The organism is Hydrogenophaga sp. (assembly GCF_018780075.1).
Classification (GTDB): domain Bacteria; phylum Pseudomonadota; class Gammaproteobacteria; order Burkholderiales; family Burkholderiaceae_C; genus Hydrogenophaga.
In genome coordinates this window covers 1-24,095 of sequence record NZ_JADMKB010000145.1, presented here as the reverse complement: position 1 = coordinate 24,095, position 24,095 = coordinate 1, and the positions used below count along the sequence as shown (strand labels likewise).

General features: G+C 66.3%; 24 protein-coding genes and 2 tRNA genes. 15 read left to right on the top strand and 11 right to left on the bottom strand.

Features of this window, described 5'->3' with window-relative positions; translation table 11 throughout:
• The coding region (locus IV088_RS22535) for a DMT family transporter (RefSeq protein WP_291106421.1) at window positions 1–596 on the top strand (596 nt) is incomplete at its 5' end.
• Here the strand turns inward: IV088_RS22535 and IV088_RS22530 are convergent.
• Window positions 553–1,536: a LysR family transcriptional regulator gene (locus IV088_RS22530; protein ID WP_291106419.1), complete on the bottom strand. Its 984-nt coding sequence runs from the start codon at window positions 1,534–1,536 to the stop codon at window positions 553–555. The two genes, IV088_RS22535 and IV088_RS22530, sit on opposite strands and share 44 nt — an antisense overlap.
• Before the next feature lie 44 nt (window positions 1,537–1,580).
• On the opposite strand from IV088_RS22530, the gene IV088_RS22525 reads away from it, so the two are divergent.
• The 6 genes from IV088_RS22525 to IV088_RS22500 all read left to right on the top strand — a co-directional run bounded on the left by IV088_RS22525 (window position 1,581) and on the right by IV088_RS22500 (window position 6,361).
• Window positions 1,581–2,483 carry an alpha/beta hydrolase gene (locus tag IV088_RS22525; protein ID WP_291106417.1) on the top strand — a complete coding sequence of 301 codons (903 nt, stop codon included), beginning with the start codon at window positions 1,581–1,583 and terminating at the stop codon, window positions 2,481–2,483.
• Window positions 2,484–2,494: 11 nt separating this feature from the next.
• The gene (locus tag IV088_RS22520; protein WP_291106415.1) at window positions 2,495–3,589 is read left to right on the top strand and encodes a tartrate dehydrogenase; all 1,095 of its coding nucleotides are present in this window, start codon (window positions 2,495–2,497) and stop codon (window positions 3,587–3,589) included.
• A gap of 292 nt (window positions 3,590–3,881) precedes the next feature.
• Window positions 3,882–4,154 (top strand): HU family DNA-binding protein, encoded by a 273-nt coding sequence (locus IV088_RS22515; RefSeq protein ID WP_077330314.1) that lies wholly within the window; start codon window positions 3,882–3,884, stop codon window positions 4,152–4,154.
• 23 nt (window positions 4,155–4,177) lie between these two features.
• Window positions 4,178–4,253: transfer RNA gene (locus tag IV088_RS22510), tRNA-Val, on the top strand.
• Between the two features lie 84 nt (window positions 4,254–4,337).
• Window positions 4,338–6,233, top strand: coding sequence for a SurA N-terminal domain-containing protein (locus IV088_RS22505; protein ID WP_291106412.1), 1,896 nt, complete (start codon window positions 4,338–4,340; stop codon window positions 6,231–6,233).
• 52 nt (window positions 6,234–6,285) lie between these two features.
• Window positions 6,286–6,361 (top strand) — tRNA-His (locus IV088_RS22500).
• A gap of 59 nt (window positions 6,362–6,420) precedes the next feature.
• Here the strand turns inward: IV088_RS22500 and IV088_RS22495 are convergent.
• Window positions 6,421–7,407: an NADPH:quinone oxidoreductase family protein gene (locus IV088_RS22495; protein ID WP_291106410.1), complete on the bottom strand. Its 987-nt coding sequence runs from the start codon at window positions 7,405–7,407 to the stop codon at window positions 6,421–6,423.
• 144 nt (window positions 7,408–7,551) lie between these two features.
• Between IV088_RS22495 and surE the strand changes: the two genes are divergently transcribed.
• The 5 genes from surE (at window position 7,552) to rlmD (ending at window position 12,468) form a co-directional block, all read left to right on the top strand.
• Window positions 7,552–8,328 (top strand): 5'/3'-nucleotidase SurE, encoded by a 777-nt coding sequence (surE, locus tag IV088_RS22490; RefSeq protein ID WP_291106408.1) that lies wholly within the window; start codon window positions 7,552–7,554, stop codon window positions 8,326–8,328.
• A gap of 215 nt (window positions 8,329–8,543) precedes the next feature.
• A complete protein-coding gene (locus tag IV088_RS22485; RefSeq protein WP_291106429.1) occupies window positions 8,544–9,185 on the top strand; it encodes a protein-L-isoaspartate(D-aspartate) O-methyltransferase in 642 nt (213 codons plus the stop codon).
• 107 nt (window positions 9,186–9,292) lie between these two features.
• Window positions 9,293–10,183 carry a peptidoglycan DD-metalloendopeptidase family protein gene (locus IV088_RS22480; protein ID WP_291106427.1) on the top strand — a complete coding sequence of 297 codons (891 nt, stop codon included), beginning with the start codon at window positions 9,293–9,295 and terminating at the stop codon, window positions 10,181–10,183.
• Window positions 10,184–10,196: 13 nt separating this feature from the next.
• Window positions 10,197–10,982, top strand: coding sequence for a 3'-5' exonuclease (locus tag IV088_RS22475; protein ID WP_291106406.1), 786 nt, complete (start codon window positions 10,197–10,199; stop codon window positions 10,980–10,982).
• A gap of 67 nt (window positions 10,983–11,049) precedes the next feature.
• Complete coding sequence (rlmD, locus tag IV088_RS22470; protein ID WP_291106425.1) at window positions 11,050–12,468, top strand: 23S rRNA (uracil(1939)-C(5))-methyltransferase RlmD; 1,419 nt, start codon at window positions 11,050–11,052, stop codon at window positions 12,466–12,468.
• Between the two features lie 15 nt (window positions 12,469–12,483).
• Here rlmD and IV088_RS22465 read toward each other — a convergent pair whose 3' ends face one another.
• Together IV088_RS22465 and IV088_RS22460 are read right to left on the bottom strand one after the other, a co-directional pair.
• Window positions 12,484–12,831, bottom strand: coding sequence for a hypothetical protein (locus IV088_RS22465; protein ID WP_291106404.1), 348 nt, complete (start codon window positions 12,829–12,831; stop codon window positions 12,484–12,486).
• A 138-nt stretch (window positions 12,832–12,969) separates the two neighbouring features.
• A complete protein-coding gene (locus IV088_RS22460; RefSeq protein ID WP_291106402.1) occupies window positions 12,970–13,668 on the bottom strand; it encodes a Bax inhibitor-1 family protein in 699 nt (232 codons plus the stop codon).
• Window positions 13,669–13,873: 205 nt separating this feature from the next.
• On the opposite strand from IV088_RS22460, the gene IV088_RS22455 reads away from it, so the two are divergent.
• Window positions 13,874–14,281: a heme-binding protein gene (locus tag IV088_RS22455; RefSeq protein WP_291106400.1), complete on the top strand. Its 408-nt coding sequence runs from the start codon at window positions 13,874–13,876 to the stop codon at window positions 14,279–14,281.
• Window positions 14,282–14,416: 135 nt separating this feature from the next.
• Here the strand turns inward: IV088_RS22455 and IV088_RS22450 are convergent, their stop codons facing one another.
• The 7 genes from IV088_RS22450 to IV088_RS22420 all read right to left on the bottom strand — a co-directional run bounded on the left by IV088_RS22450 (window position 14,417) and on the right by IV088_RS22420 (window position 21,125).
• Entirely contained in the window at window positions 14,417–14,623 is a 207-nt protein-coding gene (locus tag IV088_RS22450) for a hemin uptake protein HemP (protein WP_291106398.1), read from the bottom strand.
• 37 nt (window positions 14,624–14,660) lie between these two features.
• On the bottom strand, window positions 14,661–15,074 hold the full coding sequence (locus IV088_RS22445; protein ID WP_291106396.1) for a biopolymer transporter ExbD: 414 nt from the start codon (window positions 15,072–15,074) through the stop codon (window positions 14,661–14,663).
• 18 nt (window positions 15,075–15,092) lie between these two features.
• Complete coding sequence (locus IV088_RS22440; RefSeq protein ID WP_291106394.1) at window positions 15,093–15,827, bottom strand: MotA/TolQ/ExbB proton channel family protein; 735 nt, start codon at window positions 15,825–15,827, stop codon at window positions 15,093–15,095.
• A gap of 27 nt (window positions 15,828–15,854) precedes the next feature.
• Window positions 15,855–16,514, bottom strand: a complete 660-nt coding sequence (locus IV088_RS22435) for an energy transducer TonB (RefSeq protein WP_291106392.1) — start codon at window positions 16,512–16,514, stop codon at window positions 15,855–15,857.
• A 280-nt stretch (window positions 16,515–16,794) separates the two neighbouring features.
• Entirely contained in the window at window positions 16,795–17,928 is a 1,134-nt protein-coding gene (locus IV088_RS22430) for an alpha-hydroxy acid oxidase (protein WP_291106390.1), read from the bottom strand.
• 86 nt (window positions 17,929–18,014) lie between these two features.
• A complete protein-coding gene (locus IV088_RS22425) occupies window positions 18,015–18,707 on the bottom strand; it encodes a Fe2+-dependent dioxygenase (protein ID WP_291106423.1) in 693 nt (230 codons plus the stop codon).
• Window positions 18,708–18,806: 99 nt separating this feature from the next.
• Window positions 18,807–21,125, bottom strand: a complete 2,319-nt coding sequence (locus IV088_RS22420; protein WP_291106388.1) for a TonB-dependent siderophore receptor — start codon at window positions 21,123–21,125, stop codon at window positions 18,807–18,809.
• A gap of 343 nt (window positions 21,126–21,468) precedes the next feature.
• On the opposite strand from IV088_RS22420, the gene ahpC reads away from it, so the two are divergent.
• Window positions 21,469–22,032: an alkyl hydroperoxide reductase subunit C gene (ahpC, locus tag IV088_RS22415; protein WP_291106386.1), complete on the top strand. Its 564-nt coding sequence runs from the start codon at window positions 21,469–21,471 to the stop codon at window positions 22,030–22,032.
• Between the two features lie 218 nt (window positions 22,033–22,250).
• A complete protein-coding gene (gene ahpF / locus IV088_RS22410; protein WP_291106384.1) occupies window positions 22,251–23,843 on the top strand; it encodes an alkyl hydroperoxide reductase subunit F in 1,593 nt (530 codons plus the stop codon).
• The last annotated feature ends 252 nt before the right edge of the window (window positions 23,844–24,095 follow it).

Genomic DNA, 24,095 nt, shown 5'->3' with positions numbered 1-24,095 from the left:
GCATCCAGCCCGTGCTCACCGCCATCTGGCTCACCAGCGTGGGCGGGCAGCACGTGTCGCGCCGGCAGTGGCTGGGGCTCCTGCTGGGGTTTGCGGGGCTGGTGCTGGTGGTGTCGCGCAAGTTTGGCGCGGGCGGCCCGGGCGACCAGGCCAACTGGATCAACCTGTCGTTCGCCGTGCTGGCCCTGTTGGCCATCACCGTCGGCACGCTGTACCAGAAGCGCTTCGTGTTGCCCTGTGACGTGCGCAGCGCCAACACGGTGCAACTGGCCGCCGCGCTGCTGGTCACGCTACCGCTGGCTTTGATGGAGTCGGAATCCATGCACTGGAGCCTGAACGACGGCGCGCTCAACGCCGAGCTGGTGGGCGCCATGGCCTGGTCGGTGCTGGGGCTCACGCTGGGCGGCAGTTCGCTGCTGTACATGCTGATCCAGCGCGGCGCGGCAGCCTCGGTGACGAGCCTGATGTATCTCGTGCCGCCGAGCACCGCGCTGATCGCCTGGCTGCTGTTTGCCGAGCCGATCACGGCGGTGACGATCGCCGGCACCGCGCTCACCGCTTTCGGTGTGAGCCTGGTGGTGCGGCCGGCGCGCTGACCCGACCCGGACCCGGTTTTCGCCACGGTTCGTTCTCGAAGCGCGCGACCAGAAAATCCACCAGCAGGCGGATGCGGCGCGGCACCTGGGCGCGGTAGGGCGCCAGCCAGTGGATGTCGGCGTCGGGCATCGCGTAAGCGGGCAGCACCCGCACCAGCGCGCCGCTGTCCAGCTGCGGCGCGATGTCCCAGAGGCTGCGCAGCATGATGCCGTGACCGGCCAGGCACCAGTCGCGCACCATCTCCCCCGAGTTGCTGGAGAGCGGCCCGCTCACCGGCGTGTGTCGAACCTCGGTTTCGCCTTCGGATTGCAGCCGCCAGTGGTCAAAACGCTGGCCCGGCCCGCCATCGTTTTCGCGCACCACCAGGCAGGCGTGGGTCGCCAGATCGGACAGCGAGCGCGGTTCGCCGTGGGCTTTCAGGTAGGCGGGCGCGGCCACCAGCACGCGCTGGTTGGACGCGAGCCGGCGCGAGACCCATTCGCTGGCGCGATGCGCCGGCGCGTTCCAGAGCCAGATGGCGCCGTCCCATCCGTCCACCACCAGATCGGGCAGCTGTTCGGTCAGCTGCAGCTGGATGTCCACCGCCGGGTGCCGCGCCTGGAAATCCGCCAGTGCCGGCCCCAGCCACAGGCGGCCAAAACCGAAGGTGGCGGCGAGACGGATCGGTCCGGCCGGTTCGGTCCGGCGCTCGCGCAGCTCGGCTTCCATGGCATCAAATCCGCGCAGCAGCTCGCTGGCGCGCTCGCACAGGGTTTCTCCCTCGGCCGTGGGGCTGACGCGGCGGGTGGTGCGCTGGAACAGGCGCAGGCCCAGACGGGCTTCCAGCGCGGCCAGGCGTTTGGTCACCGCCGACGGCGCCACGCGCATGGCCCGCGCGGCCATCACCAGGCTGCCGTGCTGTCGCACGGCCAGGACGAGTTCAAGATCGGGACGGTCCAATTATTTCCCTTTTAGAATCAATCAATTGACAGATTATTGCCTCAATGAGGGCTAAGCTTGCGCTCATGTTCAACGGCTTTCAGACCCACACCGTGATCCGCGAGGGCGTGCACCTGCACACCCGCATCGCTGGCAAAGGGGCTCCGCTGCTGCTGTTGCACGGCCATCCGCAGACCCAGGCCATGTGGCACCGGGTGGCGCCCGCATTGGCCGAGCACTTCACCGTGGTGCTGATGGACCTGCGCGGTTACGGCGACTCGTCGCGACCGGCGCCCGATGCCGCGCACCACGCGCACAGCAAGCGCGAGATGGCGCTGGACGCACTGGCCGTGATGGCGCAGCACGGCATTGAACGTTTTGATGTGCTGGCCCACGACCGCGGTGCGCGGGTGGCCCACCGGCTGGCGGCCGACCACCCGCGGGCGGTGCAGCGGCTGATGCTGCTCGACATCGCGCCCACGCTGGCCATGTACGCACAGACCTCCGACGACTTCGCACGCGCCTACTGGCACTGGTTCTTCCTGATCCAGCCGCCGCCGTTGCCCGAAGCCCTGATCGCTTCCGACCCTGGGCGCTACGTGCGCAGCGTGATGGGCAGCCGGCACGCGGGTCTGGCGCCGTTCGATCCGACCGCGCTCGCCGAGTACGAGCGCTGTGCCGCGCTGCCCGGCACCCCCGCCTCGATTTGCGAGGACTACCGCGCCAGCGCGGGCATCGATCTGGCCCACGACCGAGCCGATGTGGCCGCGGGCCACCGCCTGACGCAGCCGCTGCGCGTGCTCTGGGGCGAACACGGCACCGTGGGGCGCTGCTTCGACGTGCTGTCGCTGTGGCGCGAACGCGCTGACCAGGTGTCGGGCCAGGCCCTGCCGTGTGGCCACTACATCGCCGAGGAGGCGCCCGAGCGGGTGATTGCCGAGGCCCTTTCTTTTTTTAAACCCTTCTGAAGGAGACCCCCATGAGCAAACCCCACCGCATCGCAGTCATCGCTGGCGACGGCATCGGCACCGAAGTCATGCCTGAAGGCATCCGCGTGATGGAGGCCGCGGCCTCGAAGTTCAACATCCCGCTGCAGTTCGACCACTTCGACTTTTCGAGCTGCGACTACTTCGAGAAGCACGGCAAGATGCTGCCCGACGACTGGAAGGAACAGATCGGCGGCCACGATGCGATCTACTTTGGCGCCGTGGGCTGGCCCGACCGGGTGCCCGACCACGTGTCGCTCTGGGGCTCGCTGTTGCTGTTCCGTCGCGAGTTCGACCAGTACGTCAACATCCGCCCCGCCAAGCTCATGCCCGGTGTGACCGCGCCGGTGGTCCGCCGCGACGGCAGCCCGCGCCAGCCCGGCGAGATCGACATGGTCATCGTGCGCGAGAACACCGAAGGCGAATACAGCAGCATCGGTGGGCGCATGTACGCCGGGACCGAGCGCGAGATCGTGGTGCAGGAAACGGTGATGTCGCGCATCGGCGTGGACCGTGTGCTGCGCTACGCGTTTGAAGTGGCGCGCTCGCGACCCAAGAAACACCTGACCAGTGCGACCAAGAGCAACGGCATCGCGATCACCATGCCTTACTGGGACGAGCGCGTCGAAGCCATGGCCAAAGAGTACCCGGACGTCAAGGTCGACAAGTTTCACATCGACATCCTGACCGCGCACTTCGTGCAGCGCCCCGACTTCTTCGACGTGGTGGTGGGCAGCAACCTGTTTGGCGACATCCTGTCCGACCTCGGTCCCGCCTGCACCGGCACCATCGGCATCGCACCCAGCGCCAACCTCAACCCGACGCGCCAGCACCCCTCGCTGTTCGAGCCGGTGCACGGCTCGGCGCCCGACATCGCGGGTCAAGGCATCGCCAACCCGATCGGGCAGATCTGGTGCGGCGCCATGATGCTGGATCACCTGGGCCACCGCGACGCGCACGACGCGGTGATGCGGGCGATCGAGGCGACACTGCAGCCCGGCAGCGGCGCACCGCGCACGCGCGACCTGGGTGGCTCCGCCGGGACGACCGATGTCGGCCGAGCCATCGCTGAGGCCTTGCTTGGCTGAGTCTCTCGGGGTGTGGCCGCAGGCGGTTCCAGTCGCATTGGTGCGGTGGAGGTGGTGTGGAATCCGCATAGAATCTCGCCCTTCTGGCCATCGTTGAGCCCAGCCGACACCGCCGTATTGACACGGGTGCAGCCCGGTGGGTGTAATGAAGATGCGCATGTCCGGCGGCGAACGCTGACCGATGCGTCTCACGATCCAACCAGAAACTTCAGGCTTTTTGCCCGGGATGCGAGCATCCCGCGGCTGAAGGCTTGTTCGAACGGACTTTTCACCACTTAAAGAGGGGCTATTTGTGAACAAAACAGAACTCGTCGAGCACATCGCCAAGCACGCCGACATCTCCAAGGCCGCTGCCACCCGTGCGCTGGATTCGACCATCACCGCCATCCGCACCACGCTCAAAAAAGGCGGCACCGTGTCGCTGGTGGGTTTTGGTTCTTTTGCCGTGACCAAGCGCCCGGCTCGCAAGGGGCGCAACCCCCGCACCGGCGAAGAGATTAAAATCAAGGCCGCCAAGGTGCCGAAGTTCCGTCCGGGCAAGGCCCTGAAAGATGCGCTGAACTGAAGCGTGTCTGAAGTTTCCCGGTGGGGTGCTTAGCTCAGTCGGTAGAGCGGCGCCCTTACAAGGCGTAGGTCGGCGGTTCGACCCCGTCAGCACCCACCACCATCAAGAAGGCGAACTCGGGTTCGCCTTTTTTGTTGTCGACATTCCGGTGTCGGCGTTCGTTTGATTTGCAGGATTCCAGGCATGTTTGATTCCATCCGCAATCACAAGAAGTACCTGATGGGCTTCCTGCTGATCTTGATCATCCCGTCCTTCGTGCTGTTCGGCATTCAGGGCTTCACTGACGGCAACCAGAGCGGCGAAACGGTGGCCACGGTGGATGGTCAGGACATCAGCAAGGCCGAGTGGGACCAGGCCCACAAGGTCGAGGCGCAGCGCCTTCGCGAATCCATGCCCAACATCGATGCCAAGCTGCTGGACAGCGATGGCGCCCGCTACGCTTCCCTGGAACGCTTGGTCCGTGACCGCGTGCTGGCGGTGGCGGCCCAGAAAGACCACCTCTTCACGAGCGACCAGCGCCTGGCTCGGGCGCTGCAGGAAGACCCCAGCATCGCGGCGCTGCGCAAGCCCGATGGCTCGCTGGACGTTGAAGGCTACCGGCAACTGGTCGCCCGTCAGGGCCTGACGCCGGAGGGATTCGAGGCCCGCGTGCGCTCCGATCTCTCGGTGCGGCAGGTCACAGGCGGTGTGCAGTCCTCCGGCTTCGCTCCCCCAGCGCTGGCCCAGGTGTCCCTCAATGCGTTCTTCGAACGCCGCGAGGTGCGGGTATTGCCCTTGGCCGCCAACGACTTTGCCGCCAAGGTTGCGCCCACCGACGCGGAGATCGAGCAGTTCTACAAGGACAACCAGGCCATGTTCCAGGCGCCGGAGCTGATCGACGTGGAGTACCTGGTGCTGGATGCGGCGGGACTGGCACAGAGCGCCACGCTCAACGAAGATGCGCTGCGGACCTATTACAAGGAAAACATCGCGTTGCTGTCGGGCGACGAGGAGCGCCGCGCGAGCCACATCCTGTTGAACGCGCCCAAGAGCGCACCGGCTGCCGAGCGAGAGAAGATCCGCGTCAAGGCGCAGGCCCTGCTGGAACAGCTGCGCAAGGCGCCCGAGACCTTTGCGGCCGTTGCCAAGACCGAATCGCAGGACCCTGGCTCCGCCACCAAGGGCGGTGACCTGGAGTTCTTTGGACGCGGTGCGATGGTCAAGCCCTTCGAAGACGTGGTGTTCTCCATGGCCAAAGGGGCCATCTCCGATGTGGTCGAGACCGACTTCGGTTTTCACATCATCCAGCTCACGGACATCAAGGCACCCAAGCAGCGCAGCTTTGAAGAAATGCGGCCCCAGATCGAAGCGGATCTGAAAAAGCAGCAAGGCCAGAAGCGATTCGCTGAAAACGCCGATAACTTCGGCAACCTGGTCTACGAGCAGGCCGACAGCCTCAAGCCGGCGGCCGACAGCCTCAAGCTGGAACTGCGCACCGCCAAGGGGCTGACGCGCGAGCCGGTGCAGGGCAGCGGCGTGCTGGCCAATGAACGCTTGCTGGCGGCGCTGTTTGCGCCTGAGTCGGTTCAAAACAAACGCAACACCGAAGCCATCGAAACCGCTTCCGGTCAGCTCACGGCGGCGCGTGTGGTGCAACACACGCCCGCGCGCACGCTGCCTCTGGCCGAGGTCCGGGACAGCGTGCGTGCACGGCTGGTGGCCCAGCGTGCGGCCCAGCTCGCGAAGGAAGAGGGTGTCAAGAAGCTGGCGGCCTTGCGCGCCGGTTCCGATGCCACGGTCCTCCCGGCGTCTGTGGTCGTGGGCCGCGACAACCCGCAGGGTCTGGCCGCGCCGGTGCTCAAGGCGGCGCTGAGCGCCGATGCCAAGCAGCTGCCCGCCTGGACCGGTGTGGATCTGGGTCAGAAGGGGTATGCGATCGTGAAGGTGGAAAAACTGTTGCCCCGCGCAGCGCCCGCCGCGCAAAACCAGGAGGTCCAGCAGTACGCCCAGTGGTGGACCGCGGCCGAGATCCAGGCCCACTACGAACTGATCAAGGAACGCTTCAAGGTCAAGATTTTGGTGCCTGAACCCGCACTCTGAAGCAGATCGCGTTCGGAGGTCGAAAGCTTCGCGCTATAATGCAAGACTTGCGGTGGCTGTAGCTCAGTTGGTAGAGTCCAGGATTGTGATTCCTGTTGTCGTGGGTTCGAGCCCCATCAGCCACCCCAAATGAATCACACACAAAGCCCGGTTTTCACCGGGCTTTGTCGTTTCTGGTCGCGCGCGTTCAATTCACCATCACCAATTTGCCCTTGACCGAGCGCGAGCCCATGATGGCGTAGGCCCTGGGCAGCTCGCTCATGGGCAGGGTCTGGTCGATCACGGGCTTGATCTGGCCCTTCATGTACATGGTGGCCAGGGTCTGCATCATCTGTGCGTTGGCCTGTGGTTCGCGTTTGGCAAAGTCGCCCCAGAACACCCCCACGATGCTGGCGCCTTTGAGCAGGGCCAGGTTCAGCGGCAGGCTGGGGATGGGGCCGCTGGCAAAGCCCACGACCAGGTAGCGGCCGCGCCAGGCGATGGAGCGGAAGGCCGGTTCGGCGAATTCGCCACCCACCGGGTCGTAGATCACGTCCGGGCCCTTGCCGTCGGTCAGCCGCTTGATTTCATCGCGCAGCGTGGTCTGTGGCGTGTGCACGCTGTAGTTGATGACCGCGTCGGCGCCCAGCTGTTGGCACAGGGCGCACTTGTCCTCGCTGGAGGCGGCAGCGATCACGCGCGCCCCCGCCGCCTTGGCGAGCTGGATGGCGGCCGTGCCCACGCCACCGGCCGCGCCCAGGACCAGCACGGTTTCGCCGGCCTTGAGCGACGCGCGGTCCATCAGGGCGTGCCACGAGGTGGCGTAGATCATGATGAACGCGGCCGCGTCCACAGGCGGAAAGCCCGGCGGGAGCGGCATGCACAGCGCGGCCGGGGCCAGCGTGTGGGTGCCGAAACCACCAGTGCCGCTCAGGCACGCCACGCTCTGACCCACCTGCAGGTGTTTCACCCCTTCGCCGACGGCGCTCACCACGCCCGCGTATTCCGAGCCGGGCACGAACGGCAGTGGCGGCTTCATCTGGTACTTGTTCTGCACGATGAGCAAGTCGGGAAAATTCAGGCTGGCCGCTTGAATCTGAAGCAGCACCTGCCCCGGTCCGGGGGTGGGCGTGGGCAGCTCCTTCCAGGTCAGGGCATCCACGCCCACGGGGTTTTCACAAAGCCAGGCATGCATCGGGTGGTCTCCAGTGGGTGTTTTCAGAGGGGCCATGATAGGCACGCACGGGCCCGCCGGGTGGGCGGCTGGGCGTGGTTTTGTCCCTCGCGCGACCGGGGCGCGCAGCGGTGAAAGCGCGGCAGGGCGCCTAGAATCCTGCTCATGAAAATCCTCATCTCCAACGACGACGGCTTCCAGGCACCGGGCATCGTGGCCCTGTACGAAGCCCTGAAAGGTCTGGCCGAAGTGGAGGTGGTGGCCCCCGAGCACAACAACAGTGCCAAATCCAACGCGTTGACGCTGCATTCGCCGCTGTATGTGCACACGGCCGCCAACGGGTTTCGCTATGTGAACGGAACGCCCGCCGACTGTGTGCACATTGCGCTCACTGGTTTGCTGGGTTACCGGCCCGACCTGGTGGTCTCGGGCATCAACAACGGCGCCAACATGGGCGACGACACCATTTACTCCGGCACCGTGGGAGCGGCCATGGAGGGCTACCTCTTCGGCATCCCGGCCATCGCGTTTTCGCAGACCGAGCGCGGTTGGGCGCACTTGGACGTGGCTGCACAGAAGGCGGCCGAGCTGGTGCAGCACCTCATGCCCTCGCTGCCCGACGCGGCACACCGCAGCGCCCCCTGGTTGCTGAACGTGAACATTCCTTGCCGGCCTGTCAGCGAACTCAAGGGCTTCAAAGTCGCCCGCCTGGGACGCCGGCACGCGGCCGAGCAGGTCATCACCCAGACCAGCCCGCGCGGCGACACCATGTACTGGATCGGCAGCGCCGGCCCGGCCAAGGACGACGCCGAGGGCACCGATTTCCATGCCACCGCCCAGGGGTTTGCCAGCATCACGCCGCTGAAGGTTGACCTGACGGACCACGACACGCTGCCGTACTGGGCGCCCACGGCCGCCGCCATGGGTGGGGTCGCGCGTTGAAACGCCCTGTGCCACCCGTCGGCAAGCCGTCCACCGGTGCGGCCGCACCCCGGCCGCGCCCCGCGTTTCCAGCGCGCCTGGACACGGTCCCGGCGCCGCCGGTCCACAAGCCGGGCGCCTCGGCAGCGCTGCGCCCCGTGGCGGCCGCAGTGCCGGCCCCGGGCGTCCGTCGGGCGGTGGTGCCCACGGCTCACACCGCGCCGGCGGGCGTCGGCATGGATTCGGTCGCTGTGCGGACCGCGATGGTGCGCAAGCTGCAAGGGCAGGGCATCGTGCATGTGGGGGTGCTGGCGGCGATGCAGGCTGTGGAGCGGCACCGTTTCGTGGACACCGCGCTAGCCAACCAGGCCTATGAAGACACGAGCCTGCCCATTGGTCTGGGGCAGACCATCTCCAAACCCAGCGTGGTGGCGCGCATGCTGGAGTTGCTGTGCCAGGGGCGCGAAGAGAAGCTGGGCCGTGTGCTCGACATCGGCACCGGTTGCGGCTACCAGGCTGCGGTGTTGAGCCACCTGGCCACGGAGGTGTACAGCATGGAGCGGCTTCGGGGCCTGCACGACAAGGCCCGCGACAACCTGCGGGCGTTCCGCGTGGCGAACCTGCACCTGCTGTTTGGCGATGGCATGCTGGGCTTCCCCCAGGGCGCTCCCTATGCCGGCATCGTGGCCGCGGCAGGCGGGAACGATGTGCCACAAGCCTGGATCGACCAGCTGGCGGTGGGTGGCCGGCTGGTGGCGCCTGCCATGACCGCCGATGGCCAGCAGCATCTCGTGGTGATCGACAAGACCGCCCAGGGATGGGTTCGCTCGGTGCTGGAGCCGGTGCTGTTCGTGCCTCTAAAATCGGGCATTGCGTGAAGCTCCTTCTGCCCTGTGCGGCAGCGGGCTTTGGACAGCCAGCACCCGGGATCTGACCGGGTCTGACATACAGGTGGAAAACAGTGATGAACAAGCGGAGTTTGACGATGGTGCCTGACGGTGCAGAACGAGCGTGTTGGCGCGGGGTGGCCCTCTGGGCGGTGGTGGGCGGGCTTCTGTTGACGGCGGGGTGCTCCACGCGCAAGCTGAACCAGCCGGCACCGGTTGAAGACCGCACCCGCGCCAGCGCTGAAATCAAGCCTTTGCCGGGTGCCGAAAACGCCGGAAAGCCCGGCTACTACACCGTGCGACCCGGTGACACCCTGTACCGCATCGCGCTGGAAGCGGGTCAGGCGCCGCGCGATGTGCAGACCTGGAACAACCTCTCGAATCCCAATCTGATCGAAATCGGCCAGGTGCTGCGGGTGGCGCCGCCGGCCGCCACCCCTGCGGCCCCCAATTCTGCTGCGGTGACCTCGGCCCCCGTGACCGCGCCTGGCGTGGTTGCCCGTCCGCTGACGCCACCGGTGGCGGGTGCCACGCCCCCCGTCCCGGCGACGCCGGGTGCTCCCGTGGCAGGGGCCCCGACCCCCGTGCCGGCCACGGCCCCCGAGCCTGTGGCAGGTGCGGACGAGATCAGCTTCGTCTGGCCTGCACAAGGGGCCGTCGTGTCCAACTTCGACGAGAGCAAGAACAAGGGTGTCTCGATCGCGGGCAAGGTCGGCGACCCGGTGCTGGCCGCCGCGGACGGCCGCGTGGTGTACGCCGGTGCCGGCCTGCGCGGCTATGGCAACCTGATCATCCTCAAGCACAACAACACCTACCTCACCGCCTACGCCCACAACCAGGCGCTGCTGGTGCGCGAAGACCAGACGGTCAAGCAGGGCCAGCGCATCGCCGAAATGGGCAGCAGCGACTCGGACCGCGTGAAACTGCACTTCGAGGTGCGGCGCCAGGGCAAACCGGTCGATCCGCTGGCTCACCTGCCCAAGCGCTGATCCAGGCCTGCGCATGGCCTGGCCGGTCCTTGTCTTCGACATCGAGTCCATCCCCGACGTGGAAGGCTTGCGGGCCCTTCGCGGGGCGCCCGCCGACAGCACCGACGAGCAGGTCTACGCGGCCTGGCTCGCCGAGCGCAAGGACAAGGGACAGAGCGATTTCATGCCGCTGCACCTGCAGCGCATCCTGGTCATCAGCGTGGTGTTCAGGAACGCCGAGGGCCTGCGGATCCACTCCTTCGTGGACCGGGACGGCGCCAGCGAAGGCAAGGTGGTGCAGACCTTCTTCAACAGCATCGAAAAACACCAGCCGCAGCTGGTGAGCTGGAACGGCAGCGGGTTCGATCTGCCGGTGCTGCACTACCGCGGTCTGCGCCACGGTGTGGAGGCCAGCAAGTACTGGGACATGGGTGAGGACGACCGCGAGTACAAGTGGAACAACTACATCAGCCGGTACCACATGCGCCACCTGGACCTGATGGACCTGCTGGCGATGTACTCGCCCAAGAACAACGCGCCGCTGGACGCCATGGCCAAGCTCTGCGGCTTCCCGGGCAAGCTGGGCATGGACGGCTCGCAGGTGTACGCGCAGTACCTGGCGGGGCAGACCGACGACATCCGCCGCTACTGCGAAACCGACGTGATGAACACCTACTTGGTTTATTGCCGCTTCCAGAAGATGCGCGGTGGTCTCACAGAGGCCGAGTACGAACAGGAAATCGCCTACGTGAAAGAGACGCTGGGCAACCTGGCGCCGACCGAGAGCCACTGGGACGAGTACCTGAAGGCCTGGATCTGACATTTTCAGCGCGCCGGCCTGAGACAATCGGGGCATGACATCGCCCCAAGCCCACGACAACAGCCTTCTGACCAACGCGCGCGACGACGCGCCCCACGCCCCCCATGCCGCCTTGCCCGACGGCTGGCTGGCGGTGGAGTCCCTCGACATCGATGCCCAGGGCATTGCCCGCCGCCCCGACGGCAAGGTCGTGTTCATCGACGGCGCATTGCCGTTCGAGACCGTCAGCGTCAATGTGCACCGCAAGAAAAACAACTGGGAGGCCGGCGTCGTCACGGCGATCCACCGGGAGTCCTCGCAGCGCGTGCGCCCCGGATGCCCGAACTTCGGCCTGCACGAAGGCTCCTGCGGTGGCTGCAAGATGCAGCACCTGCACGAGGCGGCCCAGGTGGCGGTCAAGCAGCGTGTGCTGGAGGACAACCTCTGGCACCTGGGCAAGGTCAGGGCCGAGATGCTGCTGCGCCCGATCGAGGGACCGGCCTGGGGCTACCGCTACCGGGCGCGCCTGTCGGTGCGCCACGTGCACAAGAAGGGCGTGGTGCTGATTGGTTTTCACGAGCGCAAAAGCCGCTACGTGGCCGACATGAAGGTCTGTCCTGTGCTGCCGCCGCACGTGAGCGCCATGATGATGCCGCTGCGCGACCTGATCTTCGGCATGGACGCGCGCGAGACCTGTCCGCAGATTGAACTCGCCTGCGGCGACGAGGTGACAGCGCTGGTGCTGCGCCACCTGGAGCCGCTGTCAGACGGGGACCAGGCCCGCCTGCGGGCTTTTGCCGCCCAGCACGGTGTGCAGTGGTGGCTCCAGTCCAAGGGGCCGGACACGGTGAAGCTGCTCGATGCCGACGTGCCCCAGCTGTCCTACAGCCTGCCCGAGTTCGGCATCACCATGCCGTTCAAACCGACCGACTTCACGCAGGTCAATCCGCACATCAACCGGGTGCTGGTCTCGCGCGCGCTGCGCCTGCTGGACGCGCAGAAGCATGAGCGCGTGATCGACTGGTTCTGTGGTCTGGGCAACTTCACCCTGCCCATCGCGACGATGGCGCGCGAGGTGCTGGGCATTGAGGGCAGCGAAACGCTGGTGACACGTTCGCGCGAGAACCTGGGACTCAACCAGCGGGGCAGGGCGCAACCCCTGGCACCCACGCAATTCGCTGCGCGCAACCTGTTCGAGATGACGCCCGAGCTGCTGGTGGCCGATGGCGTGGCCGACAAGTGGCTGGTGGACCCGCCGCGCGAAGGCGCGTTTGCGCTGGCCAAGACCCTGGCCGACCTGCATCTGCAGCCCGAACTGCGTGGCAGCTGGACGCCACCCAAACGCATCGTCTATGTCAGCTGCAACCCGGCCACGCTCGCGCGCGATGCGGGCTTGCTGGTGCACCAGGCCGGTTACCGGTGCACGACGGCGGGGGTGGTGAACATGTTCCCGCACACCGCGCACGTGGAGAGCATGGCGGTGTTCGAGCTCGATACCGGCCGGTGAGGCCGGTGCGTCCGGTCAGGATTTGTGGGGCTTGGCGGATCCGGCTTCAGGGGCGGCGGTCTCATCGCCTGTTTCGGCCTCTTCCGGCTTGATTTCGGAGGGCATGCCGACGATCTGGTTGTCGCGCATGTACTGGTCCATGTCTTTCCAGCCGGCGAACACCGCGGCCTTGCCCGCTTTGGGGTTGCTGCTGAAGCAATCTTCGATGCTGCGAATCGCGTGGCGGCAGGCGCTGCCGATGGCCATGCCTTCGGCTTCTTTCCGGGCCGCAATCTGTGGGGCGGTTTCGATGCCCAGCACATCACAACCGGCCAACAGGCTGGCTGCAGCGCAGAGGCAGAGGGTGAGGGCTGGATGTCGCATGGTGTTTCAACAGGGTTTGCCTTTCTTTTCGGCGCCACGGCCTGGAACTTGATGGCCGATTCACCGTGGGGGCCGCGCCATGCGTGTGCAGGCATGAAAAAAGGGACCCGAAGGTCCCTTTTTTTGAGGGGAGCGGAATCAGTCGCGCTCGCCGCCAAAGATGCCCAACAGGGCCAGCAGGCTCTGGAAGATGTTGAACAGGTCCAGGTACACGGCCAGCGTGGCGGAGATGTAGTTGGTCTCGCCGCCGTCGATGATGTTCTTCAGGTCGTACAGCAGGTAGGCGCTGAACACGAGGATGGCCATGGTGGCGATGACGGCCATGCCGATCGTGCTGCCCACGAAGATATTGATGATCGCGCCGATCATGATCGCCATCGCACCGACGAACAGCCATTTGCTCATGCCCGAGAGGTCGCGCTTGATCACGGTCGAGAGGTTGGCCATGACGAAGAACACGCCCGCCGTGCCGCCGAAGGCGGTCATGATCAGGCTGGAGCCGTTGCTGAAGCCCAGCACCGAGGCCAGCATGCGCGAGAGCATCAGGCCCATGAAGAACGTGAAGGCCAGCAGCACGGGCACACCGGCCGCCGAGTGTTTGGTCTTTTCGATGGCGAACATGAAGCCAAAGGCGCCGCCCAGGAACACGATCAGCCCGAGGAAGCCGGTCAAACCGGCGGTGATGCCCGTGGTCACGCCGACCCAGGCGCCCAGCACGGTGGGCAGCATGGACAGTGCCAGCAAACCGTAGGTGTTGCGCAGCACCTTGTTGCGTTGCAGTGCCGTATCGCCGGTGGCGCTGCCGAAGCGTCCAGAAGGTTGCAGGTGGTCGTTCATTGAATTTTCTCCTTGCGGTCGGTGTGATCCGTGGGGCATTGTAGGCGGCTTGGAATTTGCTTGCCGCGGGAAAGCCGGGTCGGGGTCAGGGCTGTTGTGACCCGGGTGGGTGCAATGCATCGGTTATGGTTGCGCTCCTGTTGCGGCGCCGGTGTGCCCGCGCTTTCACGGGGGGCTGATCCCCCATCTTTTTCTGGACACGCACATGAAAACCAAAGCCGTTCTCGAGATCGCCGACGTCAAACTCATCGCCGCCGCGGCCGAAGCCGAAGCGCTGAAAAACAGCTGGGCGGTGACCATCGCCATCGTTGACGACGGCGGCCACCTGTTGTGGCTGCAACGCCTGGACGGTGCAGCGGGCATCTCGTCGCACATCGCGCCTGCAAAAGCGCACACCGCCGCCCTGGGCCGCCGTGAGAGCAAGGTCTATGAAGACGTGATCAACCAGGGGCGCATGTCGTTCCTGAGCGCTCCCGCGATCCAGGGCATGCTGGAAGGTGGCGTGCCCATCGTCAAGGACGGCCAGTGCATCGGTGCGGTGGGCGTGAGCGGTGTGAAGTCCAGCGAAGACGCTCAGATCGCCAAAGCAGGCATCGCGGCCATCGGGTTGTAAAAAATGACTGGCTACCAGGACCTGCGGTCCCTTGGCTGGCCAAAAAACGACGCTCGGGGAGATTGCGTTTCCCCGGGTCGCCCCACGATGAAGAGCTGGGTGTCTGTCGATGGCCGCCGACGTGCGCGGCGGGCCTTATTTGGTGAGGATGAGTTTGCCCTGGCGCGTGGTCTGCAGCCGGTAGAGCGCGCCGTTGTGGGTGATGGCCACCGCCTTCTGGCCGCGCATCACCTCGTGGCTGGTGAGCAGGACCGGTGACGGGGTTTCGCATTCGGCGGGCCCCTCAATGGCTTGCGGCTGGCCCGACTCGGGCACAGGTTCCTTGGGTGTGGCGCTGATCATCTGGCGATCCTCCTGGGCCGGTTCCACACAACGGGGTTCATGGCGCCACCGGTTCGGTGATGAAGCCGATCTTGCGCACGCCGGCGCGCTGCGCGGCGGCCATGGCCAGTGCCACGCGCTCGTAGCGCACGGCCTTGTCGCCGCGGATGTGCAGCTCGGGCTGCGGCTCCTGGGCGGCGGCGCTGGCGAGGCGCTGCTCAAAAACCGCGTCTTCCACCCGCGCTTCATTCCAGTAGTAGGCGCCGTCGGCATCCACCGACAGGCGCACGTTCTCCGGCTTGTCCAGCACCTTCTGATTGCTGGCGCGGGGCAGGTCGATATTGACCGCGTGCTTGATGACCGGCACGGTGATGATGAAGATGATGAGCAGCACCAGCATGACGTCGATGAACGGGATCATGTTGATCTCGCTGAGCATCTGGTCGCTGTCGTCCTGGGTTCCGATGGCCATGGTGGTGTCCTAAAAGGTTCAGGCCTTCTTCATCGGCAGCACCTTCGCATCACCACCCACGGTGACGCGGGCGCCGGTCACGAAGTAGGCGTGCAGGTCGTTGCCGAAGCGGTTGAGGCGGTGGGTGATGCCCTTGTTGCCGCGCACCAAGGCGTTGTAGCCCAGCACGGCGGGGATGGCGACCAGCAGGCCGAGCGCGGTCATGATCAAGGCCTCGCCGATGGGACCGGCCACCTGGTCGATGCTCACCTGACCGGCGGCGCCGATGCCCAGCAGCGCGTGGTAGATGCCCCAGACGGTGCCAAACAGGCCCACGAACGGCGCGGTGGAGGCGATGGAGGCCAGCACCGTGAGGCCGCTCTGGGCGCGGGCGGTGAAGTCGTCCAGGCTGTTGCGCAGCGAACGCTCGACCCAGTCGCTCATGTCCAGGCTGTCGTGCAGCTGCGGGCGGGTCTGGCCGTCCTTGTGCAGGATGTGGCGGGTGGCTTCGCGGCCTTCGAGCGCCAGGGCCCGGAAAGGGTTGCCATCGTCCTTGCCCAGTTTGTCCATGCCTTCAGCGAAGTCCCCGCTGTGCCAGAAGCCTTCGCAGGCTTTGGCCTGCTGCCGCTGGGCGCGCTGGTCGAGCGCTTTCCACAGGATGATGATCCAGGTGGCGAGCGACATGCCGAGCAGGACGAGAGCGACGGTGCGAGTGACGAAGTCACCCTGGGTCCATACGTGGGCGATGCCAGAAGAGGCGATTTGGGGATTCATAGGTGTCGGGTTCAAAGAATAGAGGACTTACTCGGTAAGTTCGAATTGCAGACTGACGACAACCCAACTGGGGATTGGGGTTCCGTCTGCTGTTCCTGGCACAAATCGCCAGCGATTTTTCACTGTGATCAATGCAGCCTGATCAAGTCGGTTGTAGCCGCTCGACTTGGAAAGCAGCACTTGTGAGGGGCGCCCGTCGATTTCGACCAGTACGCTGATCACCACTTTGCCTGTTTCTCCAAGGCGGTGTGACAGATTGGGGTAGGGTGGTCGAGGGTTGTTGAGATGTGCCGCATCGCTCGATGGCAACACGATCTTGGGCGGCGCCGGCGGCGCCGGTTCCGCGACCACCACCGGTGCAAGCATGGGTGGCGCCGGTGGCTGGGGTGCGGTGGTGCCGGTGGGCGCCGCAGCGGAAGGCGTGGGGTCGGCAATGGCCAACGGCTGCGGGGCCTGCTTGGGCAGGGGCTTGGGGGGCGTGACCGGCTTCTGGACGAGTTTGGGCTGTGGCTGCGGTGGCGGCGGGGCCGGCGTCACCTGGGGCTGGGGCAGTTCGATGAGTTCGGCCAGCACCTCCACCGGCACCACGAGCTCGACCGCCCGGCGCAACAGGCCGGTTTGCAGGGCCCACAGGCCCAGGACGTGAAAGCCGACCACGGCGATCACGATGAACAGGCGGCGGTCCATGCGGGGTGTCGGGGGTGAAGCTTCTGAGGCTCCGGTGAGGGGGAGCGCAAGGCTGGCGCTGGCGGGGTTCATAGTGTAGGTCGATGGGGTGCCAGGGGCTTCAGGCGCGGAAGACCCACCACACGGCGGCGAGGATCAGGACCAGGCTTCCGCCGAGGATGAACACGCTGCTGGTCATGGAGGCGTCCTTTGGATCGGTGGTTGAAAGCATGGCGAAAGTATAAATGAGAATTGATCTCATTCAATTCATGGGCCCAAAAATCATTGGAATCTCATGGCGTCAGTGCCTGTCGGCGGGCCGCCCGAGTGCCATGGCCGCCTCGGCCAGGGTCTGGCAACCGCAGAGCGCCATCGCGATCTCCAGTTCGTCGCGCAGCAGGCGGATGACGTGGGCCACCCCCGTGGCACCGGCGTTGGCCAGCCCGTGAACGACGGGGCGGCCCACCAGCACGGCCGCCGCGCCGAGCGCCATGGCCTTGAGCACGTCGGTGCCGCGCCGGATGCCGCCGTCCACCAGCACCGGCACCTCGCCACCGAGCGCTTGCACGACCGCCGGCAGCAGCTCGGCGGTCGCGGGCATGGTGTCGAGCGTGCGCCCGCCGTGGTTGGAGACGATCAGCCCCTGCGCCCCGGTCTGCACGGCCAGGCGCGCGTCGGCCGGGTGGGTGATGCCCTTGAGCAGCAGCGGCAGGCGGGTGACCGAACGCAGCCAGGCCACGTCGTCCCAGGTGGGCGCGTGGGTGAGCAGGTCGTCGAACAAGGTGCTTTGACCGGGCCGCAGGGTCTGCGGCTTGGGCGGGCGCAGGCCCTGCAGGTTGATCGCGGTGATCCCGGGCGGCAGCACAAAACCGGCACGGCGCTCGCGGTCCCGTGCGCCGTTCACCGGGGCGTCCACGGTGAGCACCAGCGCCTCGTAGCCGGCGGCTTCGGCGCGGTGCACCAGATCCCGTGTGAAGGCGCGGTCGGGTTGAAGGTAGAGCTGGAACCACAGCGGGCCTCGCTCCGCTTCGCCCAGCACGGTGTGGGCCACGTCTTCCAGCGGCACGCTGGCCTGGGTGCTGAGCACGAACCCGGTGCCGAGCACCGCCGCCGCCAAGGCCGTGGCCATTTCGCCGTGCGGGTGCGCCAGGCGCTGGTAGGCCATCGGGGCGATCAGGATGGGGTGGGCCAGCGTACGACCCAGCAGCTGCACCCGTGTGTGGCCGCCCGCGAGCGGGCGCAGCACGCGCGGGTGCAGGCGCGGGCGCTGCCAGGCCGCAACGTTCTCGCGCAGCGTGATCTCGTCGGCCGCCCCGCCGTTGAAATAGGCGTCGGCCTCGGGGCTCAGCGACGTGCGCGCCAACGCTTCGTGGTCGGCCAGACTGACCAGGCCTTCGGGCAGGGTGGTGCGGGGCGAGGGGGGCTTGCCATTCAACCGAGCCGGCGCCGGGCCGCCCCAAGCCGGCTCAGCCCCCTCGGGGGGCAACGACCCGCGCAGCGGCGGAGTGTGGGGGTCATCCCTCATGTTTCGGCCCACATGCGCAGCAGGTTGTGGTACGTGCCGGTGAGTCCCGTGGTCTCGTCGGTTTCGCCGTGTTGCTGGCGCAGGGCGAGGATGTTCATGTCGAGTTCGTGGAGCAGCCGGCGCTGTTCGTCGCTGCGCACCATGCTCTGCACCCACAAAAAGCAGGCGACGCGGTGCCCGCGGGTGACCGGCGTCACCTGGTGCAGGCTGGTGCCGGGGTAGAGCACGGCGTGGCCGGCGGGCAGCTTGACGCCGCGCGTGCCGTAGGTGTCGCTCACGGTGAGTTCGCCGCCCTCGTACTCGTCGGGGGGATTCAGGAACACGGTGCACGACACATCGGTGCGCACGTGTTCGGTGGCACCGGTGTCGGTGGCTTTGAGCCGGATGGCGTTGTCGATGTGGTAGCCGTAGGTGTTGGCCTCTCCGCCGTAACGGTTGACGCGTGGCGTGAAAATGCGCAGCGGCAGGGCGGCGCTGAAGAACAGCGGTGAGCGGTTCAGGCCGTTCAGCACCATGGCCCGAATGGCTTGCGCGGCCTGGCTGTCGTGCGGCAGTTGCTGGTTGTTCTTGACGGTCCGGGCCTGCGGGCCGGCACTGTCACGGCCGTCGGTCCAGGGTGCCTCCAGCAAGAGCTGGCGGGCGTGGGCCAGATCGTCTGGCGAGAGGATGTCGGGCAGGGTGATCAGCATCGTGGGTGGACGGGGTGTCATGGGCACCCCTTTCAGTCAGAAAGCCGCCCCGGGCCGGTGGCTCGGGGCGGCGTTTGGGGACGCGCGGAGAGACGGGTGTCAGAACTTCAGGCTGGCGGTCACCTGCAGCGTGCGGCCGGCACCGGGGATGTAGTGCGCGGGGTAGAGCTGGTCGGCGTAGAGCTTGTTGGTGACGTTGCTCAGGTTGGCCTTGAGCGTCAGGCGGTCGAAGTCGAACTTGTATTCGGCCATCAGGTCACCCGTGACGTAGGACGGCACGTTCCACTCGACACGCGTGGGCTTCTGCTGGCTGCGGAAGTTCAGGCCCGCGCCCACGCGCAGCTTGGGGGTGAGCTGGTAGGTGGTCCACACCGTGCCGCTGTGCTCGGGCGTGAGCGAAGGGCGGTCGCCCACGCGTTCACCCGGCGTGCTCTGGGTGCAGGCTCCGGTGACGGGGCAGGGCGCCGCGTTGTCCACGCGGGCCACCGGGATCCACATGTACGAGCCGAACACTTCCCACTGGGGCGTGAGCCGGCCGGAGATGTCGGTCTCGAAGCCGGCCACGTGGCGGCGGCCGCTGAGCGTGACGACGGGCAGGTCGGGGTCGGTGTTGCGCTCGTTGAGCTTGGTGGAGCGGAACACGGCCAGGCGCGTGGTGAAGCGCTTGTCGGCCGAGTCGAGCTTGGCACCGATCTCCATGTTGATGCTCTTCTCGGGCGGCGTGTTCACGTTGGACGCGCCCAGCGAGTAGGCGTCACCCGAGGTGTTGAACGAGGTGCCGGCCGAGGCGTGGAAAGAGTGCAGGGCCGTGGGCTGGAACAGCACGCCCACCCGCTGGCTCACTTCGGAGATCTTCATGCGGTAGCTCTCGGCGGTCACCGGGCCGGGGGCGTCGGTGGGCAGGCCGAAGCTGTCGTAGTCGCCGGTCAGGTGGTCGTATCGCAGGCCACCCACCACTTTCCACTGGGGCGCCAGCTGCACCGTGTCCTGCACGTAGGCGCCCACGCCCTGGGCCACGTACTGGTTGTTGACGCGCAGCACGCGGCTGGATTCATTGACCCAGGCGCCGTCGTCGGGCGTGCCCACCGTGGTGGTGGGTTTGGTGATGGTCACACCGCCTTGCGCGGCGGAGCGCGCCGCGTACACGGTGCGCTTCTCCCGGGAGGCGTCGGCGCCAGCGATCAACTCGTGCTTGAAGCCCAGGCCTTCGAACTTGGTGTTGAAGTCGGTCTGGGCATGGACGTTGTCCATGTCCTGGATCTTCAGGTGGTTGCCGCGGGTGAGCACCGTGTTGGCGCCGAAATTGGCCAGGCTGACGGCGGTGGGGCACTGCGGGTTGGTGACCACACCGGTTTCGGCGTTGGTGTTCTGCGTGCACAGGCGGATGGCGCCCGAACGCTGGTCACGCTCGAACTGGCCCACACGCACCTGCGTCTTGAGCTCGCTGTCGCGGCTGAAGCGGTGCGTGTGACCCAGCGTGGCGATGGTGCCGCTGCTCTTGTTGTAGTCGCTGGCGGCGCCGTAGTAGGCGTCGGGTTCCAGCGGCAGCAGCACGCGGTTGCTCGCGCCACGGGTGGGCGCGATGAATGGCATGCCGTAGTTGATGCCGTTGTCGTTGTCCAGGTGGTACAGGCTGGCGAGGAACTCGTCTTTTTCACCGATGCCGTTGCGGTAGGCGATGGCCGCACCGCGTTTGTCCAGACTGGCCCCCGCGCCGTTGTTGTCGGCCTTCGTGGCCATGGCGTTCAGGCGCAGCGCAGCGCTCTCGCCGGTCTTGATGTTGAAGTCGCCGGTGGCACGCACGTACTTGTGGCTGCCCAGGGTCAGATCGACCTGGTGTTCGTCGACCAGGCGCGGCGTCTTGCTGACCTGGTTGACGGCGCCGCCGGTGGATCCACGGCCGAACAGCATCGAGGCCGAGCCGCGCAGCACTTCCATGCGGTCGAGGTTGAAGGTGTCGCGGTCGTAGATCGCGGGGTCGCGCATGCCGTCGATGAACAGATCGCCCGTGGCCTGCAGCGCGAAGCCGCGCAGGCGGATGTCTTCCTCGCCGCCTTCGGCCGCGAGGAAGGTGATGCCGGCGGTGTTCTTGAGGGCTTCCTTCAGGGTGTCGAGGTTGCGGTCGTCGATCAGCTTTTCGGTCACCACCGTCACCGATTGCGGGATGTCGCGCAGCTGCTGCTTGCCCTTGCCGATGGTGGTTTCGGTGGCCTGAAGGGCGTCTTTGCCTTCGGGGGCCATGGCCTGTTCACGCACCACGACGGTGGGCAGGGTGGTCTCGGGGCCGCTCGGCGGGGTCTGGGCGAGGGCGTTGAAGGAGCCGGCGAGCAGCATGGCACCCAGGGGGAGCATCACGCTCGGTGCGGTGGTGGAGGGTGTGGTGTTGCCGTTGCGCGGGGTTTTGGGGCGTTGGGACATTGAAGCATCGGGTGATCGGGTTGTCGGCTGGCTTCAACGCGCGGCGCTGTGGCTGGCTGGAACTTTCATGCTATTGCAAACACGAACGATTCGCAATAAATTCAATAAAATGAAACCGCATTCTTCGATTTGTGTAGCGACCGGCCAACAGGCCGCGCCTGTGGCAACCCGGGTCGTGCGGGATGGGTCGCTCACCGGTTCGCATGCTGCGCAGCAACAAAAGCTATCGGTCTCATAAGGACTATCAATTCGAACAATTGATAGCTGTCGTCTATGATTCATCCCGTCGAGGTGGTTTCCACCTTCCGATCACCGTCTCTCCCACCTCAACCAAGGAAAAACCATGTCCCTGATCAATACCCAAGTCCAGCCCTTCAAGACCCAGGCCTTCCACAACGGCAAGTTCATCGAAGTCTCCGACGAAAGCCTGAAGGGCAAGTGGTCCGTCCTGATCTTCATGCCGGCCGCGTTCACCTTCAACTGCCCGACCGAAGTGGAAGACGCCGCCGACAACTACGCCGAGTTCCAGAAGGCCGGCGCCGAGGTCTACATCGTCACGACCGACACACACTTCTCGCACAAGGTGTGGCACGAGACCAGCCCCGCCGTGGGCAAGGCCAAGTTTCCCCTGGTCGGCGACCCGACCCACACCCTGACCAACGCCTTCGGTGTGCACATCCCTGAAGAAGGCCTGGCCCTGCGCGGCACGTTCGTGATCAACGCCGACGGCATCATCAAGACCGCCGAGATCCACTCCAACGAGATCGCCCGCGACGTCAAGGAAACGCTGCGCAAGCTGAAGGCCGCCCAGTACACCGCCGCCAACCCCGGCCAGGTGTGCCCGGCCAAGTGGAACGAAGGCGCCAAGACGATCGCTCCTTCGCTGGAACTCGTGGGGAAGATCTGACCACCCCCGCGCCGCGTCCTGCGGCGCGTCACCCCCTCAAGGGGGCAACGCGAGCGGCCTGGCAAAGCCAGTTCCGCCGCGTTCTGGGTTGACTGCCCTTCGTTCCTCTCCCGTTTCTTCAGGCAGTACCGCTGCCTCATGGGCTTCCGTCACGAGCGGGCCGGCCCATGCACCAGCGGCATTGGTTCCGCACACCCATCTTTCTCAAGGAGTCCACCATGCTTGACGCCACCCTCAAATCCCAGCTCCAGACCTACCTCGGCATGCTGCGCCGACCGATCCGGCTGATCGCCTCGCTGGACGACAGCGACACCGGCACCGAGATGCGGAGCCTGCTGGACGACATCGTGTCGCTGTCCGACAAGGTCACGCTGGACACCTCGGGCAACGACGCCCGCAAGCCGTCGTTCGCGGTGGCGCGTGAGGGCGAGACGCAGGGTGTGCGCTTTGCCGGCCTGCCGCTGGGTCACGAGTTCACCTCGCTGGTGCTGGCCCTGCTGTGGACCGGTGGCCATCCGCCCAAGGTCGAGGCCGACGTGATCGAGTCGATCAAGGCCCTGGATCCAGGTGCTCAGGGTGACTTCAGCTTCGAGGTCTACATGTCCCTGACCTGCCACAACTGCCCGGACGTGGTGCAGGCGCTGTCGCTGATGGCGATCTTCAATCCCAAGGTCAAGACCGTGGTGATCGAAGGCGGTGCTTTCCAGCAGGAAGTGACCGAGCGCGGCATCATGGCCGTGCCCATGGTGTTCCTGAATGGCAAGGTGTTCGGCTCCGGCCGCATGACGGTGGAAGAAATCGTGGCCAAGCTGGACATCAGCTCGGGCGACCGCGAAGCCGCCAAGCTCAACGCCAAAGACCCGTTTGACGTGCTGATCGTCGGTGGTGGCCCGGCTGGCGCCGCCGCCGCGGTGTACGCCGCCCGCAAGGGCATCCGCGTGGGCGTGGCGGCGGAGCGCTTCGGCGGCCAGGTCAACGACACCATGGCGATCGAGAACTACATCTCGGTGCTCGAAACCGACGGTCCCAAGTTCGCCGCTGCGCTCGAAGCCCAGGTGCGCCACTACGAGGTGGACATCATGAACCTGCAGCGCGCCGACAAGATCATCCCTGCGGAAGAGCCGGGCGGTCTGGTGCAGGTGCAGATGGCCAACGGCGGCGTGCTCCAGGCGCGCAGCGTGATCGTCTCCACCGGCGCGCGCTGGCGCAACGTCAACGTGCCCGGCGAGCAGGAGTACAAGAACAAGGGCGTGGCCTATTGCCCGCATTGCGATGGCCCGCTGTTCAAGGGCAAGCGCACGGCGGTCATCGGTGGCGGCAACTCGGGCGTGGAAGCGGCCATCGACCTGGCGGGCATCGTGCAGCACGTGACCCTGGTCGAGTTCGCCGACCAGCTCAAGGCCGACGCTGTGCTGGTGAGCAAGCTGAAAAGCCTGCCCAACGTCACCATCCACGTGAACGCGCAGACCACCGAGATCACGGGGGCTGATGGCAAGGTCAATGGCCTGAAGTACAAGGACCGTGCGACCAACGAAGAGCACCTGGTGCCGCTGGAAGGCGTGTTCGTGCAGATCGGTCTGGTGCCCAACACCGAGTTCCTCAAGGGCACGGTCGAACTCAGCCGCTTCGGCGAGATCGTGGTGGACGCCAAGGGCCACACCAACGTGCCGGGCGTGTTCGCGGCGGGTGACTGCACGACCGTGCCGTACAAGCAGATCGTGATCGCTGCGGGCGAAGGTGCCAAGGCCGCGCTCAGCGCGTTCGACCACCTGATCCGCCAGCCGGTGCCGGCGGAGGCCGTGGCCGCCTGATCGTTCGGCCGAAGGCCATGAAAAAAGCCGCTGGGGCGACCCAGCGGCTTTGTGCTTTCTGGCGGACCGGTTGGGTCCGCTGCTCAGGAGGTCAGTGACCCGAAGCGCCATCGGCGCCGATGCCGGTCTCCGAGCGGACCTGCTGGGCCAGGAAGCCCGCGCGGTCCACCTTGGCCCGCTCGCTGCGGTCCAGCATGGAGAACAGCCAGATGCCCACGAAGCCGATGGTCATGGAGAACAGGGCCGGCGAGG